At 70.0% G+C, this 17,251-nt stretch carries 16 protein-coding genes; 9 read left to right on the top strand and 7 right to left on the bottom strand.

Translation table 11 applies throughout. From position 1 onward, the window contains the following. Positions 1-5: 5 nt before the first annotated feature. The 4 genes from IE246_RS11005 to lptF all read right to left on the bottom strand — a co-directional run bounded on the left by IE246_RS11005 (position 6) and on the right by lptF (position 5,770). Positions 6-1,292, bottom strand: a complete 1,287-nt coding sequence (locus tag IE246_RS11005; RefSeq protein ID WP_189989326.1) for a peptidylprolyl isomerase — start codon at positions 1,290-1,292, stop codon at positions 6-8. Positions 1,293-1,390: 98 nt separating this feature from the next. Next, positions 1,391-3,559 carry an LPS-assembly protein LptD gene (locus IE246_RS11000; protein ID WP_189989324.1) on the bottom strand — a complete coding sequence of 723 codons (2,169 nt, stop codon included), beginning with the start codon at positions 3,557-3,559 and terminating at the stop codon, positions 1,391-1,393. Further along, on the bottom strand, positions 3,556-4,653 hold the full coding sequence (gene lptG, locus IE246_RS10995) for an LPS export ABC transporter permease LptG (RefSeq protein ID WP_189989322.1): 1,098 nt from the start codon (positions 4,651-4,653) through the stop codon (positions 3,556-3,558). Before lptG ends, IE246_RS11000 begins: the two co-directional genes overlap by 4 nt. A 7-nt stretch (positions 4,654-4,660) precedes the next feature. Next, positions 4,661-5,770 carry an LPS export ABC transporter permease LptF gene (lptF, locus tag IE246_RS10990; RefSeq protein WP_189989320.1) on the bottom strand — a complete coding sequence of 370 codons (1,110 nt, stop codon included), beginning with the start codon at positions 5,768-5,770 and terminating at the stop codon, positions 4,661-4,663. Positions 5,771-5,907: 137 nt separating this feature from the next. Here lptF and IE246_RS10985 point away from each other — a divergent pair, with 137 nt between their 5' ends. The 6 genes from IE246_RS10985 (at position 5,908) to ndk (ending at position 11,984) form a co-directional block, all read left to right on the top strand. Beyond that, positions 5,908-7,380, top strand: coding sequence for a leucyl aminopeptidase (locus IE246_RS10985; RefSeq protein WP_189989318.1), 1,473 nt, complete (start codon positions 5,908-5,910; stop codon positions 7,378-7,380). A gap of 16 nt (positions 7,381-7,396) precedes the next feature. Beyond that, positions 7,397-7,846, top strand: coding sequence for a DNA polymerase III subunit chi (locus IE246_RS10980; RefSeq protein WP_189989316.1), 450 nt, complete (start codon positions 7,397-7,399; stop codon positions 7,844-7,846). A gap of 277 nt (positions 7,847-8,123) precedes the next feature. Further along, on the top strand, positions 8,124-9,149 hold the full coding sequence (locus IE246_RS10975) for a TRAP transporter substrate-binding protein (protein WP_189989314.1): 1,026 nt from the start codon (positions 8,124-8,126) through the stop codon (positions 9,147-9,149). 104 nt (positions 9,150-9,253) lie between these two features. Then, positions 9,254-9,838, top strand: a complete 585-nt coding sequence (locus tag IE246_RS10970) for a TRAP transporter small permease subunit (RefSeq protein WP_189989312.1) — start codon at positions 9,254-9,256, stop codon at positions 9,836-9,838. Between the two features lie 16 nt (positions 9,839-9,854). Beyond that, a complete protein-coding gene (locus IE246_RS10965) occupies positions 9,855-11,432 on the top strand; it encodes a TRAP transporter large permease (RefSeq protein ID WP_189989310.1) in 1,578 nt (525 codons plus the stop codon). Between the two features lie 129 nt (positions 11,433-11,561). Further along, entirely contained in the window at positions 11,562-11,984 is a 423-nt protein-coding gene (gene ndk / locus IE246_RS10960; protein WP_189989308.1) for a nucleoside-diphosphate kinase, read from the top strand. Between the two features lie 75 nt (positions 11,985-12,059). Here ndk and IE246_RS10955 read toward each other — a convergent pair whose 3' ends face one another. Genes IE246_RS10955 through purM form a run of 3 tightly spaced genes read right to left on the bottom strand, consistent with a single transcriptional unit; the run spans position 12,060 to position 13,996 of the window. After that, a complete protein-coding gene (locus IE246_RS10955) occupies positions 12,060-12,194 on the bottom strand; it encodes an aa3-type cytochrome c oxidase subunit IV (protein WP_189989305.1) in 135 nt (44 codons plus the stop codon). A 60-nt stretch (positions 12,195-12,254) separates the two neighbouring features. Further along, a complete protein-coding gene (gene purN, locus IE246_RS10950) occupies positions 12,255-12,920 on the bottom strand; it encodes a phosphoribosylglycinamide formyltransferase (RefSeq protein WP_189989303.1) in 666 nt (221 codons plus the stop codon). After that, a complete protein-coding gene (gene purM, locus IE246_RS10945; protein WP_189989661.1) occupies positions 12,917-13,996 on the bottom strand; it encodes a phosphoribosylformylglycinamidine cyclo-ligase in 1,080 nt (359 codons plus the stop codon). The genes purN and purM overlap by 4 nt, the downstream gene beginning before the upstream one ends. Before the next feature lie 122 nt (positions 13,997-14,118). Here purM and IE246_RS10940 point away from each other — a divergent pair, with 122 nt between their 5' ends. Genes IE246_RS10940 through IE246_RS10930 form a run of 3 tightly spaced genes read left to right on the top strand, consistent with a single transcriptional unit; the run spans position 14,119 to position 17,247 of the window. Next, positions 14,119-15,423 (top strand): DUF2066 domain-containing protein, encoded by a 1,305-nt coding sequence (locus tag IE246_RS10940; protein WP_189989301.1) that lies wholly within the window; start codon positions 14,119-14,121, stop codon positions 15,421-15,423. Between the two features lie 16 nt (positions 15,424-15,439). Continuing rightward, positions 15,440-16,555: an AI-2E family transporter gene (locus IE246_RS10935; protein ID WP_189989299.1), complete on the top strand. Its 1,116-nt coding sequence runs from the start codon at positions 15,440-15,442 to the stop codon at positions 16,553-16,555. A 2-nt stretch (positions 16,556-16,557) separates the two neighbouring features. Continuing rightward, positions 16,558-17,247, top strand: coding sequence for a P-loop NTPase family protein (locus tag IE246_RS10930; RefSeq protein ID WP_189989659.1), 690 nt, complete (start codon positions 16,558-16,560; stop codon positions 17,245-17,247). Positions 17,248-17,251: the final 4 nt, after the last annotated feature.

Raw genomic sequence — 17,251 nt, 5'->3', positions numbered from 1 at the left:
GTTCCTCAGACGCGCGGTTCGACGAAGGCGCTGCGCCGCAGATCGCGCAGGTAGCGCTGGGCCAGGATCTCGAAGCGCTGGGCCTCGAGCTGCGTGCGGATCTGCTCGGGGCTCGGCAGGTTGCTGGGCGGCGCCTTGCGCGAACACACCATCAGCACCATCACGCCGTTCGGCAGGTCGATCGGCCCGGTCAGCTCGCCGGCCTTCAGCGACGACACCGGGTCCCGCAGGACCGGGGCGAGCTCGCCGACCTTCATCTCGCCCAGGTTCGGCGACGCCGGCGACTTCACTTCCTTGGCCAGCTCGACCAGGTCGTCGCAGCTCTGCGCCGAGCTGGCGACCGCCTCGGCCAGCGCGCGCTGGGAGTCGCGGGCGTCGCTCGCGGCGTTCGGCGGCACCGGCAGGAACAGCTGCTTGAGATCGACGACGGCGGTCGCCGGGTCGGGCTGGGCGAGCACGCGGGAGTCGACGACCTTGATGATGTGGAAGCCGAGAACGGTGCGGATCGGCGCGGATATCTCGCCGGCCGCCATCCGCGAGACCGCCTCGGCGATCTCCGGCGCCATGCGCTCGGGCAGGACCCAGCCGACGTCGCCGCCCACGGCCGCGTTCGCCGCCCCGGAGAACTGCCGGGCGATCGCCCCGAAGTTGGCGCCGCCGCGGAGCTGTTCGGCGATCCGGTCGGCCAGTTCCCTGACCTGCGTCTCGTTGGCCGCGCTCTCGACCGGCAGGACGATCTCGGCGATCCGCTTCTGGGTCTTGCCGGCGTCCGCTTCCAGGCGGGCCAGGACGTCGCTCACCTCCTCCTGGCTGATGTTGACGTCGTTGCCGAAGCGCCGGCGCACCAGCTTGCCCCAGGCGATCTGGGCCCGCAGCTGGCGTTCGACGGTGTCGGGGTCGACGCCGAGGTCGCGCACGAAGGCGTCGAACTGGCCGGGTTTCAGGTTGTTGCGCTGCTCCAGATCGGAGCGGGCGCGGGCCATGTCCTGATCGGTCACCGAGACGTTCAGGCGCTTGGCCTCCTGCAGCTGGATCTGCTCGTCGATCAGGCCGCGCAGCACCTGCGGCGCGATGCGGCGGGCGGTCTCGTCGGTCGGCGGCAGCCGCGAGGTGACGATCACCATGCGCAGCCGGTTCCTCAGGTCGCGCATCGACAGGATCTCGTCGTTCACCACGGCCGCGATGCGTTGCGGCTCCTGCGCGAGCGCCGGAGGCGCCGGCACGGCCGTGGCCACGGCGAACATGGCAGCCATGATCGGCGCGGCCAGGGCGGAGCGGAGGGCAGACGTCATCGCGGTCAACCGGAGTGATGGGTCAGGACGGGAATTATATCAGCCGGCGGAGGCCGCGGCCATCGCGGCACCGCGCGCCGATCGCCGCACGACACGGCTCACTGGCTCTCCACGCCACCGAGATACTTGAACACGATCCGGAACATCACCCGGGTGTCGGCCTCGATGTCCTGATCTTCGATGTCGGAGCGCTCGAGATCGACGCCAAAGGTCAGGCATTCGTCCGAGTAGGTGAAGCCGGCACGGCCGCGCAGCAGCCTGTTGTCGCCGTCGGACAGGTCGTAGACGGCATTGAACAGCGTGCTCCAGTGGGGGGCCAGGGCCACGTTCAGGGTGGCCTCGACCTGCTCCCGGTTGCCGGCCAGATCGGATGCCGCGGAGTCGTCGATCGCGATGTAGTCGATCAGGGCAGCGAACCGCGGGTGGTGGTAGCCGAAGCCGAACTCGTTGCGGCGGACCGAGCCGGTCTCCTTGTCCAGCCGGAAGCGATAGGACAGGTCGAACTGCTCGCGCGGGCGGACGGTGAGGGCGCCGACGATATCCGACAGATCCTCGTCGAGCCCGGTGCCGGCATCGAACGCGCTGTTGCCGTAGAAGCGATAGCTCTGGCCGATCAGCAGCTCGGTCGATCCGCCGTTGTCGCCGTACACCCCGGTCCGTAGCGCATAGTCGACGCGCGAGCCGCTGGTGACCCGGTCCACCCCCTCGTACCGGTTCATCCGGAACAGGTTGGTGGTGTCGAACTCGAACGACCGGCTGTCCTCGTTCGGGATCTCGTCCGGATTGCCGCCGTTCGGCCCGCCGACGATGCCGACGATCGGCTCGACCACGTGGGTGTAGGTGGCGGCGCGCCGGGCCCAGGGATACTGCCACTTCACGCCGACCTGCGGGAACAGCCGGGCGGTGGTCTCGTCGTCGCCGCCGGTGGCCCCGGACAGGTCGCTGGCATAGTAGCCGTCGGTCTGGACCCGGCTCTCGAGGGTGAGGAGCTGACCGTTGCCCGTGGTGTGGGGCATCTTCCAGCCGTAGACCAGCGAGGCGCGGCGGCTGTCGGTGCCGCGTTCGCGGGTCAGCGCCAGCAGGCTGGCGTCGATCGACGACCGCCCGCCGAGGCCGTTCGGCTGGCCGACGAAGCTGTACTCGGCGAACGGCATCACCAGCGGCGTGTCGTCGGGGTCGCTGGAGGCCCGCAGGTCCTGCCACTTGTAGGCGTTCACGGCGGCGTAGTTGCGGCCTCGGAAGCCCTCCGCGTACAGGCGCGAGGTCAGCACGTCCTCGTGGCCGAGCCGGAACCGCTTCAGATAGGTGCGCTCGCTCGACTGCTGGAAGTCGAAGCCGCCGCGCCAGGTCCGGTCCAGCGCGAACCGGCCTTCCAGGTCGGCGCTGCCCTCCAGGCCCTGGTTGCCGGTCTCGTTGCCGTTGTCGTCGTGCTCGTCGACATAGGCCGCAGTGGCCTTCAGGTCGATCCGGCCGCTCGAGAAGCGCTGGCGGTACTGGCCGCGCAGTACCGTGCCCTCGGAGCTGAACACCATCGGCTCGATGGTCACGTCGCGTGAGGGATCGAAGACGTAGTAGTAGGGCTGCCCGAAGATCGCGCCGAGGTCGCCGGAGTAGCCGATGGTCGGCGCCAGCAGACCGGAGCGCCGCTCGACGGTCGGGTCGGGGTGCCGCATGTACGGGGTGTACAGGACGGGCACGCCGAACATCTCGAGCGTGGCGTCCTCGTAGATGATGTCCTTGGCGACCTCGTCGTGGACGACCTTGATCGCCTTGATCTGCCACAGCGGAGCCCGCGCCGGGTCCTCCTTGCAGAGGTTGCAGGGCGAGAACACGCCGCGGTCCATCACCTTGCGCTGGTCGGCGGTGCGCCGCGCCCGGTTCGCGGCCAGCCGGGAGCCGTCGGACAGCAGCGCCCGCAGGTTCTCGATGAACCCGGTCTTCAACTCGTCGTGCAACTCGGCGTAGTCGGTGAACAGCACCTCGCCGGTCGGCTCCATCAGGGCGACGTTGCCGCTCGCCGTGACCGTGTTGGCCTTCTGGTTGTAGGTGACGGTGTCGGCCATCAGGACCCGCGGGCCCTGGCTCATCTCGACGTTGCCGCGCGCGGTGACGACGCCGAGGTCCTCATTGTAGGTGAGTTCCTCGGCCTGCAGCAGGACCGGCGTCTTCTCGACGTCGAGGTCCTGGGCGCGCCCGGGCAGCGCCGCGGCGAACAGCAGCAGCAACCCGGCCAACGGCCCGAGGAGGAGGGCGGCGACCCGGCTCATCCGTCTTCGAGGTGCAACAGGCTCGTCATGCCGAGCAGCATGGTCACCGTCGCGGGCGTCCAGGCCGCCAGCACCTCGGGTATGCGGGACGAAAGCCCCAGTGCGAAGACGATGTCCGACATGAAGTACAGGAGGAATCCGGTGAACAGCCCGCTCGATGCCCACAGCAGAGTGCCGCCGCGCCGGGTCAGCCGCAACGAGAAGGTGGCGGCGATCAGCACCATGGCCGTCAGCAGCAGCGGCGAGGCCAGCAGGGCGTGCCAGTACAGCCGATGCTTGACCGCGGAGAATCCGGCGTTCTCGAGGATCCGGATGAAGCCCGGGAGCTCCCAGAACGACATGGTCTCGGGCGAGGCGAAGCTGTCCTGGATGTTCTGGATGGTCAGGCGTGTCGGTATCCGAATCGAGTCGCGATGCTCGGGCCGGCCGGAGGTCGACGTGACCACCACGTCCTTGAGCTCCCAGTATCCGGGGCCGAGATGGGCGATGCGGGCGTCCTGGCGTTCGAGGAACTCGTCGTGCGGGCCGAACCGGATCACCAGGACCTCGGCCAGTTCGGCGTCGTTCTGCCGGGCGGCGAGCGCGTGCAGGACGTGCTGGCCCTCCTCGGTGCGCTCGCGGATCCACAGGCCGCCCTGGCCGACGGTCATGAAGCTGTCGACCCGGTTGCGCAGGACCGTGTCCTCGAGCGCGTTGAAGCGGGCGGTCATGACCGACGCGATCGGGTTGACCACCCCGACCTTGAGGGCGCCGAGCATCAGCGCCACCGCGATCGCCGGCATCAGGAACTGCCAGACCGACACCCCGGCGGCGCGCGCCACCACCAGCTCGTTGGTTCGGGTCAGGCGGGTGAAGGCGAGCATGGAGCCGAACAGCACCGCGAACGGCAGGATCTGCTGACCCATGTTCGGCAGCTTCAGGAGCGCCATCTCGACCAGCACCGCGAAGTACGCGTCCTCCTTGCCGGAGCCGCGCCGCATCAGCTCGATCAGGTCGAGCAGGAACACGATCCCCATGATCGCCGAGAAGGTGCCGAGCACCCACACCACGAACTGGCGGCCGAAATAGGTCGAGAGGGTCAGCGACAGACGCATGGTGCCCTCACGCGGTGACCGGGGCCGGACCGCGCCGGCGCAGGCGCCGCCGGGTCATCGTCAGCAGGGCGATCAGGAACGGCCCGATCACCGCCAGCCACATCACCGGGATCAGCGCCGGATAGCGCACCGCCAGGTACTTCGAGCCGAGCCCCATGGCCTCCGCCGTGCCGGCCAGCACGATGGCGGCGACGATCCGTGCGGTCTGGCCGCGCCGCGAGAACTCGCCGGACAGCAGGATCGCCAGCCCGATCGTGGTCAGGGTCAGGGCCAGCAGCGGCGAGGTCAGGCGCTGGTGGCCTTCGGCGACGTACTCGTCGAAGTTCTTCGGGTCGGTGATGCGCTCGGTCGGGTACAGCAGGTCGTCGATGAACAGTTCGTTCTGGTCCCGGAAGGTGCGCTGGACCTCCTCGCGCATGGCGCCGAGGTCGATGGTGTAGCGGTCGAAGTACAGCACGTTGACGCGGCCGGTGTCGGCGTCGCGCTCCTGGCGCGAGCCGTTCGCCATGACCACGCGCGGCCCTTCCGGCGTGGTCACCAGGGCGCCGCGCTCGGCGACCAGGGTCACGGTCCGCTTCCGGTTGCGCTGGTCGTGGACCACGATGCCGGCCAGCTGGCCCTGGTCCTCGCGCGCCCGCACGTACACGGTCAGCCCGTCGCCGATCGAGCGGAACTCGCCCTCGCGCAGCACCAGATGGTCGAAATTGTGGCGGATCTGGAACTGCAGCTCCTTGAAGCCGCGATAGCTCATCGGCACCAGGTACAGCGTCATCAGGTAGGCCAGCGCGGTGGTCGCGACCGCCACCATCAGGGCCGGCGTGGCCAGTCGGATCGGGCTCATCCCGGCGGCCGACAGCACCACCATCTCGCGGTCGTTCGTCATCTTGTTGTAGACGAACAGGGTGGCGGCGAACGCGGCGACCGGCAGCACGATCGACAGCCAGGTCGGCATCAGCATGAGCGTGAGGTAGATGAAGCTCGGGATCGGCAGGCCGCGGTTCACGATCAGGTCGACGAACCGGAGCGACTGCGACAGCCAGATCACGCAGGTCATGGACACCACGATGAACAGCATCGCGGTGACGATCTGACCGGCCAGGTAGCGGTTGATGCGCATGCCTTCCCCGGCTCGCGTTCACAGGCTTGTCGGCGCATGATATCGGACCCGCGGTCCGTTGACAGCGCCCGCGGGCGACGGCTACCCCAAAGACCGCCGTCCCGCAACCCGCGACCCTGCGATTCGAGGAGCCCCAGATGAAGATCGCCTTCGCCAAGCCCGGACGTCCGAAGAAGGGAGCGCTCGTCGTCTCCGTGGCCGAGGGCGGAAAGCTGTCGCCGACGGCGGTGGCGATCGACAAGGAGAGCGGCGGCCTGATCGGCAAGGCGATCGCCGGGTCGCGCTTCACCGGCAAGCCGCACCAGACCCTGACCGTGTTCACCCCGGCCGGTCGGGTGCTGCTGTACGGCCTCGGCGATCCGGCCAAGCTCGATCTGAAGTGGGCCGAGGCGGCCGGCGGTGGCATCTACGCGGCACTCGCCCAGTCGGGCGAGAAGGAGGTCACGGTGGTGACCGAGAGCGGCGACGAGGAGCGCGCGGCCCGGGCCGCGCATCTGGCGCTCGGCGCCGAGCTGCGGTCCTACCGGTTCGACAAGTACCGCACGACCCTGAAAAAGGACGACAGGCCGAGCCTCGAGAAGCTGACCGTCATGGTCGACGGCCATGCCGAGGCCAAGAAGCTGTACGAGGTCGAGGCGGCGATCGCCGAGGGCGTGGCGTTCACCCGCGACCTGGTGTCGGAGCCGCCGAACGTCCTGTACCCGGAGAGCTTCGCCGAGCGCTGCCTGGAGCTGAAGAAGCTCGGCGTCGAGGTCGAGGTACTGGGCGAGAAGGAGATGGCCAAGCTCGGCATGAATGCGCTGCTCGGCGTCGGCCAGGGCAGCCGTCGGGAGTCCAAGCTGGCGGTCATGCGCTGGAACGGCGGCGGCAAGAACGAGCAGCCGGTGGCGTTCGTCGGCAAGGGTGTGTGCTTCGACACCGGCGGCATCTCGATCAAGCCGGCCGGCGGCATGGAGGACATGAAGTTCGACATGGGCGGCGCCGGCGTGGTCGCTGGCCTGATGAAGGCGGTCGCCGGCCGCAAGGCCAAGGCCAACGTCATCGGCGTGATCGGCCTGGTCGAGAACATGCCGGACGGCAACGCCCAGCGCCCGTCCGACATCGTCACCTCGATGTCCGGCCAGACCATCGAGATCATCAACACCGACGCCGAGGGTCGGCTCGTGCTGGCCGATGCGCTCTGGTACACGAAGGAGAAGTACAAGCCGGCCTTCATGATCGACCTCGCCACCCTGACCGGCGCCATGATGGTGGCGCTGGGCGAGGAGACCTGCGGCTACTTCGCGAACGACGACAAGCTGTCCGACGCCCTGAAGGCGGCCGGCGACGAGACCGGCGAGGCGGTCTGGCGGATGCCGCTCGGCGACGCCTACAATAAGATGATGGACAGCGACGTCGCCGACATGAAGAACGCCGGCGCGCGCTGGGGCGGGGCGATCACCGCGGCCTGCTTCCTGGAGCGGTTCGTCGACAAGACCCCATGGATCCACATGGACATCGCCGGCGTGGCCTGGTCGCGCAAGGACCGCGCGACCACGCCGAAGGGCGCCAGCGGGTTCGGGGTGAGGGCGCTCGACCGGCTGGTCCGGGACTACGTCGAGAAGCGCTGACGAGCGGGCGGGCGGCGTGACCGAGATCGGATTCTACCATCTGACGGCCACGCCGCTCGAGCGCGCCCTGCCGAAGCTGCTCGAGCGCACCCTGCAGGCCGGCGAGCGGGCGGTCGTACGGACCGCCAGCGACGAGCGGGTGCAGGCGCTGAACGGCCTGCTGTGGACCTACGAGGAGCGCTCCTGGCTGCCGCACGGCTCGGCCCGCGACGGCTTTGCCGACGACCAGCCGATCTGGCTGACCGCCGATGACGAGAACCCGAACGCCGCCCGGTTCCTGTTCCTGACGGACGGCGTCGAGGCGGCCGACCTCGGGCCCTGGACCCGGGTGTTCGACCTGTTCGACGGCCGCGACGACGCGGCGGTGGCGGCGGCCCGCCGGCGCTGGAAGGCGGCGCGCGACGCCGGCCATGCCCTGACGTACTGGCGCCAGACCGACCGCGGCGGCTGGGAGAAGGCCGGCTAGGCCATGCCGGCGGGTCCCCGGCAAATCCGATCCATCGCAAGAATGTTATATGATGATCGTATCATTTACGGCGATCATCCTTGTCGCAGCCGGGCCGGTGCTCTAGGTTCGCGACTCCGTGCAGTTCCACCATACAAGCTCGAACGAGTGGTCTGCGCGTGGAAAACCGAAAAGGGCTCCGGGCCGCACGCCACGATGCGGCCCGCAGGGACGACCCTCACAGGGCCGCTCGCCGCGCGAGATCCGGTGACGGTCGAGGATCAATGGAGGAAACTCGATGAACACCATCACGAAGAGTCTGACCGGCCTGCTGGTCGCGGGCATGGTCGCCGGCGCCGGCTTCGCGGCGACCGCGGCCGAGACCTACACCCTGCGGATCCAGACCCACTACGCGCCGGAGACGGTGTCGGGCAAGCTGGCCGCGCAGTTCGTCGACGACGTCCAGACGATGTCGAACGGCCAGCTCAAGATCGAGATGTTCTACTCGTCGTCGGTCGTGAAGTCGGTGGAGACCTTCGACGCGGCGGCGACCGGCATCCTCGACGGCGACATGACCGGCGGCGCCTACCAGACCGGCAAGAACCCGGCCTTCCAGTTCGTCGGCGACATCATGGGCGGCTACGACACGCCCTGGCAGCAGTACGCCTGGCTGTACAACGGCGGCTTCGAGGCGGCCAACAAGCTGTACAACAAGTACGACATGGAACTGATCGGCTGGTGGGTGTACGGCCAGGAGTCGCTGGCGTCGTCCAAGCCGATCCGGGGCATCGACGACCTGAAGGACTTCAAGTTCCGGTCGCCGCCGGGCCTCGAGACCGAGATCTTCGCCTCGCTCGGCGCCAAGCCGATCGTGATGGACTTCACCGAGATCTTCACCGCGCTCGAGACCAAGATCATCGACGGCGCCGACGCATCCGGCCTGGCCAACAACGTCGGCCTCGGCCTGTACGACCTGGTCAAGCACGCGACCTATCCGGGCTTCCACTCCATGCCGTCCGACCATCTGGCGATCAACAAGGCCAAGTGGGACGCGTTGCCGGAGCACCTGAAGCGCATCATGCAGGTCGCGATGCAGAAGCTGGCGTTCCAGACCGCCATGACCTTCGAGATCAAGAACTCGGAGGCGGCCGCCAAGCTGCGCGCGCAGGGCGTCACCCTGCACGACTGGTCGGCCGAGGACCGCGCGACGTTCCGCAAGGCGGCGCAGACGGCCTGGCAGGGCTGGGCCGACAAGACCCCGGAGGCGCGGGCGCTGGTCGACAGCCACGTCAAGTTCCTGACCCAGCTCGGCCTGATCAACTAGGATCGTCCGCCGGGACGGACGGTGGGGCGGGGGGCGCTTGCGGCCCCCGCCTCGGCCGTGCGCCGTCCCGAGGCGTCTGAACCGCGCAACCGGGGGACGGCTGGATGGTTGAGCATGAGGTAACCGGCTGGCTCGATCGCATCACGATCGCCATCAGCCGGGTCGCGATGTGGGCGCCGGCGTTCGTGGTCGCCATCATCTTCTACGAAGTCTTCGTGCGCTACGTGCTCGGCGCACCGACGCTGTGGGTCAACGAGATGTCGCTGTGGGTCGGCGGCGGGATCTACTTGACCGCGGGCCTGTACGCCCTCCAGCAGCGGAGCCACATCCGGATCTTCATCATCTACGACATGGTGCCGCGCCGGCTGCGCCAGACCTTCGACGTGCTGTCGGTGGTCTGCGTGTGCATCTTCGCCTTCGCGGTGGTGTGGGGCGGCTTCGGGGAGGCCAAGGCCAAGCTGCTGCGCTGGGAGACCTTCGGGACCGCCTGGGACCCGCCGATCCCGGCGACCATCAAGCCGCTGATCCTGCTGACCCTGGTGCTGCTGGCGGTGCAGTCGATCTCCAACCTGATCCACGACTGGAACCGGGAGCCGGTGTCGCACGACCCGGCCGACGACCTCGACGTTCCGGCCAACCTCGACACCCCGCGCGATCCCTCCGGGACCGGCGGCCGGTCGTCGACCTGACATCGGAGCACCCCCCGTGGACATCGGGACGATCTCGCTGATCCTGCTGGTCGGCATGCTGGTGCTGCTGGCCATCGGCATGCCGCTCGGCTTCGCGTCGGGCTTCCTGGCGGTCGTGGTGCTGGTGCTGAAGTTCGGCCCCGACCTGCTGTTCTCGAGCTTCGGCACCGGTCCGCTCAACATCCTCGCGCAGCGGCTGTACAGCATCACCACGAACTACGTGCTGATCTCGGTACCGCTGTTCATCTTCATGGCGACCTTGCTCGAGCGGTCGAACATCGCCCGCGACATGTACTCGTCCCTGAACCTGTGGCTGTCGCGGACCCGCGGCGGGATCGCGGTGGTGACCGCGATCATGGCGATCGTCATGGCGGCGATGTCGGGGATCATCGGCGGCGAGGTCGTGCTGCTGGGCCTGATCGCGCTGCCGCAGATGCTGCGGCTCGGCTACAACCAGGACCTGGCGATCGGCACGATCTGCGCCTCCGGCTCGCTCGGAACCATGATCCCGCCCTCGATCGTGCTGATCTTCTACGGGCTGATCACCGAGACCTCGATCCATGCCCTGTTCAAGGCCGCCTTCGTGCCCGGCTTCATCCTGGCCGGCCTCTACATCGTGTACATCCTGGTCCGCACCCGGCTGCGCCCGGAGGAGGCGCCGCTTCCGGAGCCGTCGCCGGACGACATGACCGGATCGAAGAAGGCCAGGCTCGGCATCACCCTGCTGATCATGGTCGCGGCGGCGGCGGCGCTGGTGTTGACCGTCCGCTGGGTGTTCCTGCACGGCCTCGGCACCATCGAGGAAGACACCGCCCTGGCCGACACCACGACGCTGGTGACCTGCCTGGTGCTGCTCGGGATCGCGGTCGCCCACGTGTTCCTGGTGGTCGGCAAGCAGACCGCGCTGGAGGCCTGGGCCCGCGGCAAGGGCCTGGTGGCGCCGCTCGCGGTGGTGTTCGTGGTGCTCGGCTCGATCTACGGCGGCATCACCGGCATCACCGAGGCCGCCGGGATCGGGACGGTGGCGGTGCTGCTGCTGATCGCCGCGCGCGGCGAGTTCTCCATGACCCTGCTGCGCGAAGCGCTGATGCGGACCTGGAAGTCGACCGGAACCATCATCTGGGTGACCTTCGGCGCCACCGCCCTGGCCGGCGCCTATACGATCGCCGGCGGGCCGACCTACGTGGCCAACCTGATCGTCGGGGCGGACATGGCCACCATGGGCGTCCTCGCCGTGATGATGCTGATCTTCCTGTTCCTCGGCGCCTTCATGGACTGGACCGGCATCGTCCTGCTGGTGATGCCGGTGTTCCTGCCGATCGTGAAGAAGCTGCCGGTCGAGGAACTGGGGCTGTTCGGGTCGCTCGACGCCGCCTTCGTGTCCGTCTGGTTCGGCATCCTGTTCTGCGTGAACATGCAGGTCAGCTTCCTGTCGCCGCCGTTCGGGCCGGCTGCGTTCTACCTCAAGTCGGTGGCGCCGCCGTACATCACGCTGCCCGACATCTTCCGCGGGTTCCTGCCGTTCATCGGGATCCAGCTGTTCGTCCTGCTGCTGGTGCTGCTGTTCCCGGAAATCACCATGCTGCTGCGCTGAGCCCGGCGGCGGCGCCCGGCGGCCGGGCTGCTTGCCCGGCCGCACTCCCGCCGCTATAAGGCGCCCGCCGACCGGCGGGCGTGGGGCCTGTACGGTCCACACCCCTTCACCGATTTCCGAGAGAGACCCATGGCCCTCGAGCGCACCTTTTCCATCATCAAGCCGGACGCCACCGCGCGGAACCTGACCGGCAAGGTCAACGCCATGATCGAGGCCGCCGGTCTGCGGATCGTGGCCCAGAAGCGGATCCGGATGACCCGCGGCCAGGCCGAGACCTTCTACGCCGTCCACAGCGCGCGGCCGTTCTTCGGCGAGCTGGTCGACTTCATGACCTCCGGCCCGGTGGTCGTGCAGGTTCTGGAAGGCGAGGGGGCGGTCGCCAAGTACCGCGAGGTCATGGGCGCCACCGACCCGTCGAAGGCCGATGCCGGCACCATCCGCAAGGAGCTGGCCCTGTCGATCGGCGAGAACACCGTGCACGGGTCGGACGCCCCGGAGACCGCGGCGATCGAGATCGCCCAGTTCTTCAGCGGCAACGAGATCGTCGGCTGACGATCGCGACCGTCGGAATCGAAAAGGGCGGCCCCGCGGGGCCGGCCCTTTCTCATTGCAACCCCGGGCCCGGGCTCAGGCGACGAACAGCGCCAGCAGCGCGACCGTGACAATGCACAGCGCCGTGCCGATCTTCAGGAAGGACAGGAACCCCTCCCAGATCTCGCGGTGCTCACGGGTCATATCGGGGAAACGGTCTTCGACGGCCATATTGCCCTCCTCCCGGCGAAACGGCGAATTCGGCTCCTTATAGCGAAGCCGCGGGCGCCCTCAAAGCCCTTCCGGACGGGGCGACAACAGGTCGCCCGCCGCGGTGGCGCCGTCGACCAGCGCGCGGTTGCCGACGATCCGCACCCGACCGGCCGCCAGCCAGCCGAGCGCCGCCGGGTACAGCCGGTGCTCCTGCTCCAGGATCCGGGCCGACAGGCTGTCCTCGGTGTCGTCGGGCAGCACCGGCACGGCCGCCTGGGCCAGGATCGGCCCGGCGTCGAGGTCCGGGGTGACGAAGTGGACCGTGCAGCCGGCGATGGTGGCGCCGGCCTCGATCGCCTGGCGCTGGACGTGCAGGCCGATGAACGACGGCAGCAGCGACGGGTGGATGTTCAGCATGCGGCCGGCCCAGCCCTCGGCGAAGCCGGGGGTGAAGATCCGCATGAAGCCGGCCAGGCAGACGATCTCGCAGCCGGCCCCGCGCAGCGCCGCATCGACCGCGGCGTCGAAGCTCTCGCGGTCGGGGAACGCCTTGTGGTCGATGACTGCGGTCGGCACCCCGGCGAGCTTCGCCCGCTGCAGCCCGTAGGCGCCGGGCCGGTTGGAGATCACCAGGGCGATCTCGGCCGGGTAGGCCGGGTCGGCGGCGGCATCCAGCAGCGACTGCAGGTTGCTGCCGCGCCCGGAGATCAGGACACCGACCCGCTTGCGGGAGGCGGGGCTCATGCCAGCCAGGCGGCGGACAGGCCGTCGAACACCACGGCGTCGCCGGTCCGCGCCTCGACCCGGCCGACGGTCACCGGCTGCTCGCCGGCGGCGGCCAGGGCGTCGCCGACGGCGTCGGCCCGGTCGGCCTCGACCACCACCAGCATGCCGAGGCCGCAGTTGAAGGTCCGCAGCATCTCGCGCGGCTCGACCCCGCCCTCGGCGGCCAGCCAGCGGAACACCGGCGGCAGCCGCCAGCTCGCCAGGTCGATCCGCATGGCCAGGTCGTCGCCGTAGACCCGCGGCGGATTCTCGATCAGGCCGCCGCCGGTGATGTGCGCGAACGCCGTCACCCCACCGGCGGCGATCGCCGCCAGGCAGGCACGGACGTAGATCCGGGTCGGTTCCAGCAGCGCCTCGGCGAGGCTGCGGTCGGGCGCGAACGGCGCCGGCGCGGCCCAGGCGGTGCCGCTGCGCTCGACGATCCGGCGGACCAGCGAGAACCCGTTGGAATGCACGCCCGACGACGGCAGCGCCAGCACCACGTCGCCGGCCTTCACCCGGTCGCGGGTGAGGATCTCCGAGCGCTCGGCGGCACCGACCGCGAAGCCGGCGAGGTCGTAGTCACCGGCGCGGTACATGCCCGGCATCTCGGCGGTCTCGCCCCCGACCAGGGCGCAACCGGCCTGCCGGCAGCCCTCGGCGATGCCGGCGACCACGTCGCGGGCGACCGCGACCTCCAGCTTGCCGGTCGCGTAGTAGTCCAGGAACATCACCGGCTGGGCGCCCTGCACGACCAGGTCGTTGACGCACATGGCGACCAGGTCGATGCCGACGCCGTCGTGCCGGCCGGCGTCGATCGCGACCCGCAGCTTGGTGCCGACGCCGTCGGTCGCGGCCACCAGGACCGGGTCCCGGAACCCGGCCGCCTTGAGGTCGAACAGGCCGCCGAATCCGCCGAGATCGGCGTCGGCGCCGGGCCGGCGAGTCGATGCCGCCAGCGGCTTGATGGCCTCGACCAGCGCCTCGCCCGCATCGATGTCGACGCCGGCGTCGCGGTAGGTGAGGGGAGCGTTCGGGCGATCGGGGGCGCTTATGGTGTCCTCCGCCGGGCTGCGGTATAAGGCCGGGCTGTCGGGCGGTGCCTTGGTATCGCCCGGATCGCGGTATATGCCGCGGTGCCGACGCTCCCCGCAAGCGGCAAGTGGGTCGAACGACAATGATCGAGTCCTCGCGGCGCGAATTTCCGGGCCTGCTGCGTGCCCTCCTGGTGCTGGCGACGGTGCTGGTTCCGGCGTTGTCGTCGGCCGCGGCGACGGCGGCCGACGCCGACCTGTTCACGGTCCGCGCCGTACCGGTCGACGCGACGGCCGAGACCGCCCCCGCGGCCCGCGACCGGGCGGTCGCCGAAGGTCGGCGGGAAGGGTTCCGCCGCCTGGTCGACCGGCTGGTACCGGCGGCCGAGGCCGCCGGCATTCCGGCGCCGACCGATGCCGAGCTGCAGCGCATGGTGCTCGGCTTCGAGGTGGCGAACGAGCGCAGCTCGGCGGTGCGCTGGATCGCCGAGCTGACCCTGGCGTTCGACCCCGGCACCGTGCGCGGCGTGCTGCGGTCGGCGGGGGTGTCGTACGCCGAGACCCGCAGCCTGCCGGTGCTGGTGATCCCGCTGTACGAGACCGGCGGCGAGACGGTCTTGTGGAGGGAACCGAATCCCTGGCGCAACGCCTGGTACGACCTGCCGCCGCAGGATGGCCTGGTGCCGTTCGTGGTGCCGTACGGCGACGTCGCGGACATCCGCGACCTGTCGCCGGACCAGGCGGTGGCCGGCGATGTCGACGCCCTGATGCGGATCGCCGAGCGCTATGGCGCGCGCGACACGGTGGTCGTCGCCGCCCGGCCGCGCGCCGGCGGGGCGGTCGAGCTGGCGATCCAGCGGCTCGGGCCGAGCGGCACCGACACGACGATGCTGGAGACCGTCGACGGGACCGGGGATCTCGACGAGGCGAAGCGGCTGGCACCGGCGGTGCTCCGGACCGTGGCCCTGGTCGAGGAGGCCTGGAAGCGCGACAACCTGATCCGTCCCGGCTTCGAGACCCTGGTGACGGCGACCGTCCCGCTCGATTCGCTGCAGCGCTGGCTGACGGTCCGCGAGGCGCTGGACGGCCTGTCGATCGTCTCGCGTTACGAGGTGGTCCAGCTGATGCGGCGCGAGGCCCTGGTCGACGTCTGGGTCAACGGCGACGCCGAGCAGTTCCGGGTCGCCCTGGCGCAGCGCGACCTGGAACTGGTGCCGGGGGCCGGGGACTACATTCTCAAACAGCGCGGCCAGCCGATGCCGCAGCCGACGGGCGCCGCCCCGGCCGGTTCCGACACCTCGGCGCCGGCCTATCCGCGGGCGCCGGCCTACGGGACCGCCGAGACGGTGATCGTCGGGCCGGCGCCGGAGGCGCCACCGGCCGGCACGGCCCCGGCGGCTTCCCCCGCGGCCCCGGCACCGACCATCCGCGCCCCGGCGATCCAGTGAGCGCGGGAGCGGCTTCATGACCCGACGTGAGCGGGGCCTGTTCTGGGCGCTGCTTCTGGCTTCCGTGGTCCTGGCGCTCTATGTGCTGCGCGACGTGCTGGTGCCGTTCGTCGCCGGCATGGCGGTGGCCTACCTGTTGGACCCGGTCGTCGACCGCCTGGAGCGCCTGCGGATCGGCCGCGGCCTCGCGACGTTCCTGGTGCTGCTGGGGTTCTTCGCGGTCGCCATCGGCCTGGTGCTGCTGCTGATCCCACTGCTGCAGACCCAGGTCGAGAAGCTGGCGAGCGTGCTGCCGGGCTATCTGCAGACCGTCCGCGACCGGCTCGGTCCGTTGCTCGAACACTTCAACGAGGGCCTGGACCGGCAGGCGGCGCTGGAGAAGATCTCCGGCATGACCGGCGAGCTGGTGCGCTGGGTCGGCGGGCTGATCCGCCGGATCATCACCGGCGGCTTCGCGGTCGCCAACATCCTGTCGCTACTGGTGATCACGCCGATCGTCTCGTTCTACCTGCTGCGCGACTGGGACCGCATGGTCGCCACCGTCGACGGCTGGCTGCCGCGCGAGCAGGCGCCGGTCATCCGGGCCCAGGTCGCCGAGGTCGATCGCACCCTGGCGGCGTTCATCCGCGGCCAGGGCACGGTCTGCCTGGTGCTCGGCGTGTTCTACGCCGCCGGGCTTACCCTGGCCGGGCTGGATTTCGGCCTGGTCATCGGGCTGTTCTCCGGGCTGATTTCGTTCGTGCCGTTCGTCGGCGCGTTCCTCGGCGGGGTGATGAGCGTCGGCCTCGCGCTGGCGCAGTTCGATGCCTGGCAGCCGGTGGCGATCATTGCCGCGGTGTTCGTCGCCGGTCAGGCGCTCGAGGGCAACTTCCTCACCCCCAACCTGGTCGGCGACGCGGTCGGCCTGCATCCGGTCTGGGTGATCTTCGGCCTGCTGGCCGGCGGCGCGCTGTTCGGGTTCGTCGGGGTCCTGCTGGCGGTGCCGGCGGCCGCCGTCATCGGCGTGGTCGCGCGGTTCGCGCTGGCGCAGTACCTGGCCAGCCCGCTGCACCTGCACGGCATTCCGCCGGCCGACGACACCGCCCGCCCCGACGCAACGGCCCGCCCCGACGACGACACTCTCCCTCGGTGAGCATGGTGCCCAATCAGTTGATCCTCGACCTCGGCCACCGCCCGGCGCTCGGCCGCAGCGACTTCCTGGTGTCGGCGTGCAACGCCGACGCCGCGGCCTGGGTCGACCGCTGGCCGGACTGGCCGGCGCCGCTGCGCGGCCTGGCGATCGTCGGCCCGGCCGGCTGCGGCAAGACCCACCTCGGGGCGGTGTGGCGCAAGGCGAGCGGGGCCGCCGGCCTGAATGCGGCTACGCTGACGGTGGCCGGGGTGCCGGAAGCGCTCGGCGAGGCGGCGAACGCGGTGGTCGACGACCTGACCGAACTGGCTGCCCCGCGGGCCCTGCTGCACCTGTACAACACGGTGGCGGAGCGCGGCGGTTCTGTGCTTATCCTGTCGCGCGCGGCACCGGCCCGACTCGACGTCGGGCTGCCCGATCTGGCCTCCCGGCTGGCGACGTTGCCGGTGGCCACCGTCGGCGGGCCCGACGAGGTTCTCCTGGCCGGGGTCCTGGCCAAGCATTTCGCGGATCGTCAGGTTGCCGTGCGCGAGGAGGTGGTCGCCTATCTGGTGACCCGTATGGAACGGTCCTTCGCGGCCGCGGACCGGCTGGTCGATCGCCTCGACCGGCTGGCGCTCGCCGAGGGACGCAGGGTGGACCGGGCGCTCGCCAGGCGGGCGCTCGCCGATGACGACAGCGATCGAGGGGAGTGACGGC

The organism is Thalassobaculum fulvum, from assembly GCF_014652915.1.
Classification (GTDB): domain Bacteria; phylum Pseudomonadota; class Alphaproteobacteria; order Thalassobaculales; family Thalassobaculaceae; genus Thalassobaculum_A; species Thalassobaculum_A fulvum.
This window is presented reverse-complemented; position numbering and strand designations above follow the sequence as displayed.

What these genes read in the sequence shown, in the direction of transcription:
- IE246_RS11005 (WP_189989326.1), bottom strand. Translation starts at nt 1,292, where the DNA reads ATGACGTCTGCCCTCCGCTCCGCCCTGGCCGCGCCGATCATGGCTGCC.
- IE246_RS11000 (WP_189989324.1), bottom strand. Translation starts at nt 3,559, where the DNA reads ATGAGCCGGGTCGCCGCCCTCCTCCTCGGGCCGTTGGCCGGGTTGCTG.
- lptG (WP_189989322.1), bottom strand. Translation starts at nt 4,653, where the DNA reads ATGCGTCTGTCGCTGACCCTCTCGACCTATTTCGGCCGCCAGTTCGTG.
- lptF (WP_189989320.1), bottom strand. Translation starts at nt 5,770, where the DNA reads ATGCGCATCAACCGCTACCTGGCCGGTCAGATCGTCACCGCGATGCTG.
- IE246_RS10985 (WP_189989318.1), top strand. Translation starts at nt 5,908, where the DNA reads ATGAAGATCGCCTTCGCCAAGCCCGGACGTCCGAAGAAGGGAGCGCTC.
- IE246_RS10975 (WP_189989314.1), top strand. Translation starts at nt 8,124, where the DNA reads ATGAACACCATCACGAAGAGTCTGACCGGCCTGCTGGTCGCGGGCATG.
- IE246_RS10970 (WP_189989312.1), top strand. Translation starts at nt 9,254, where the DNA reads ATGGTTGAGCATGAGGTAACCGGCTGGCTCGATCGCATCACGATCGCC.
- ndk (WP_189989308.1), top strand. Translation starts at nt 11,562, where the DNA reads ATGGCCCTCGAGCGCACCTTTTCCATCATCAAGCCGGACGCCACCGCG.
- IE246_RS10955 (WP_189989305.1), bottom strand. Translation starts at nt 12,194, where the DNA reads ATGGCCGTCGAAGACCGTTTCCCCGATATGACCCGTGAGCACCGCGAG.
- purN (WP_189989303.1), bottom strand. Translation starts at nt 12,920, where the DNA reads ATGAGCCCCGCCTCCCGCAAGCGGGTCGGTGTCCTGATCTCCGGGCGC.
- IE246_RS10940 (WP_189989301.1), top strand. Translation starts at nt 14,119, where the DNA reads ATGATCGAGTCCTCGCGGCGCGAATTTCCGGGCCTGCTGCGTGCCCTC.
- IE246_RS10935 (WP_189989299.1), top strand. Translation starts at nt 15,440, where the DNA reads ATGACCCGACGTGAGCGGGGCCTGTTCTGGGCGCTGCTTCTGGCTTCC.
- IE246_RS10930 (WP_189989659.1), top strand. Translation starts at nt 16,558, where the DNA reads ATGGTGCCCAATCAGTTGATCCTCGACCTCGGCCACCGCCCGGCGCTC.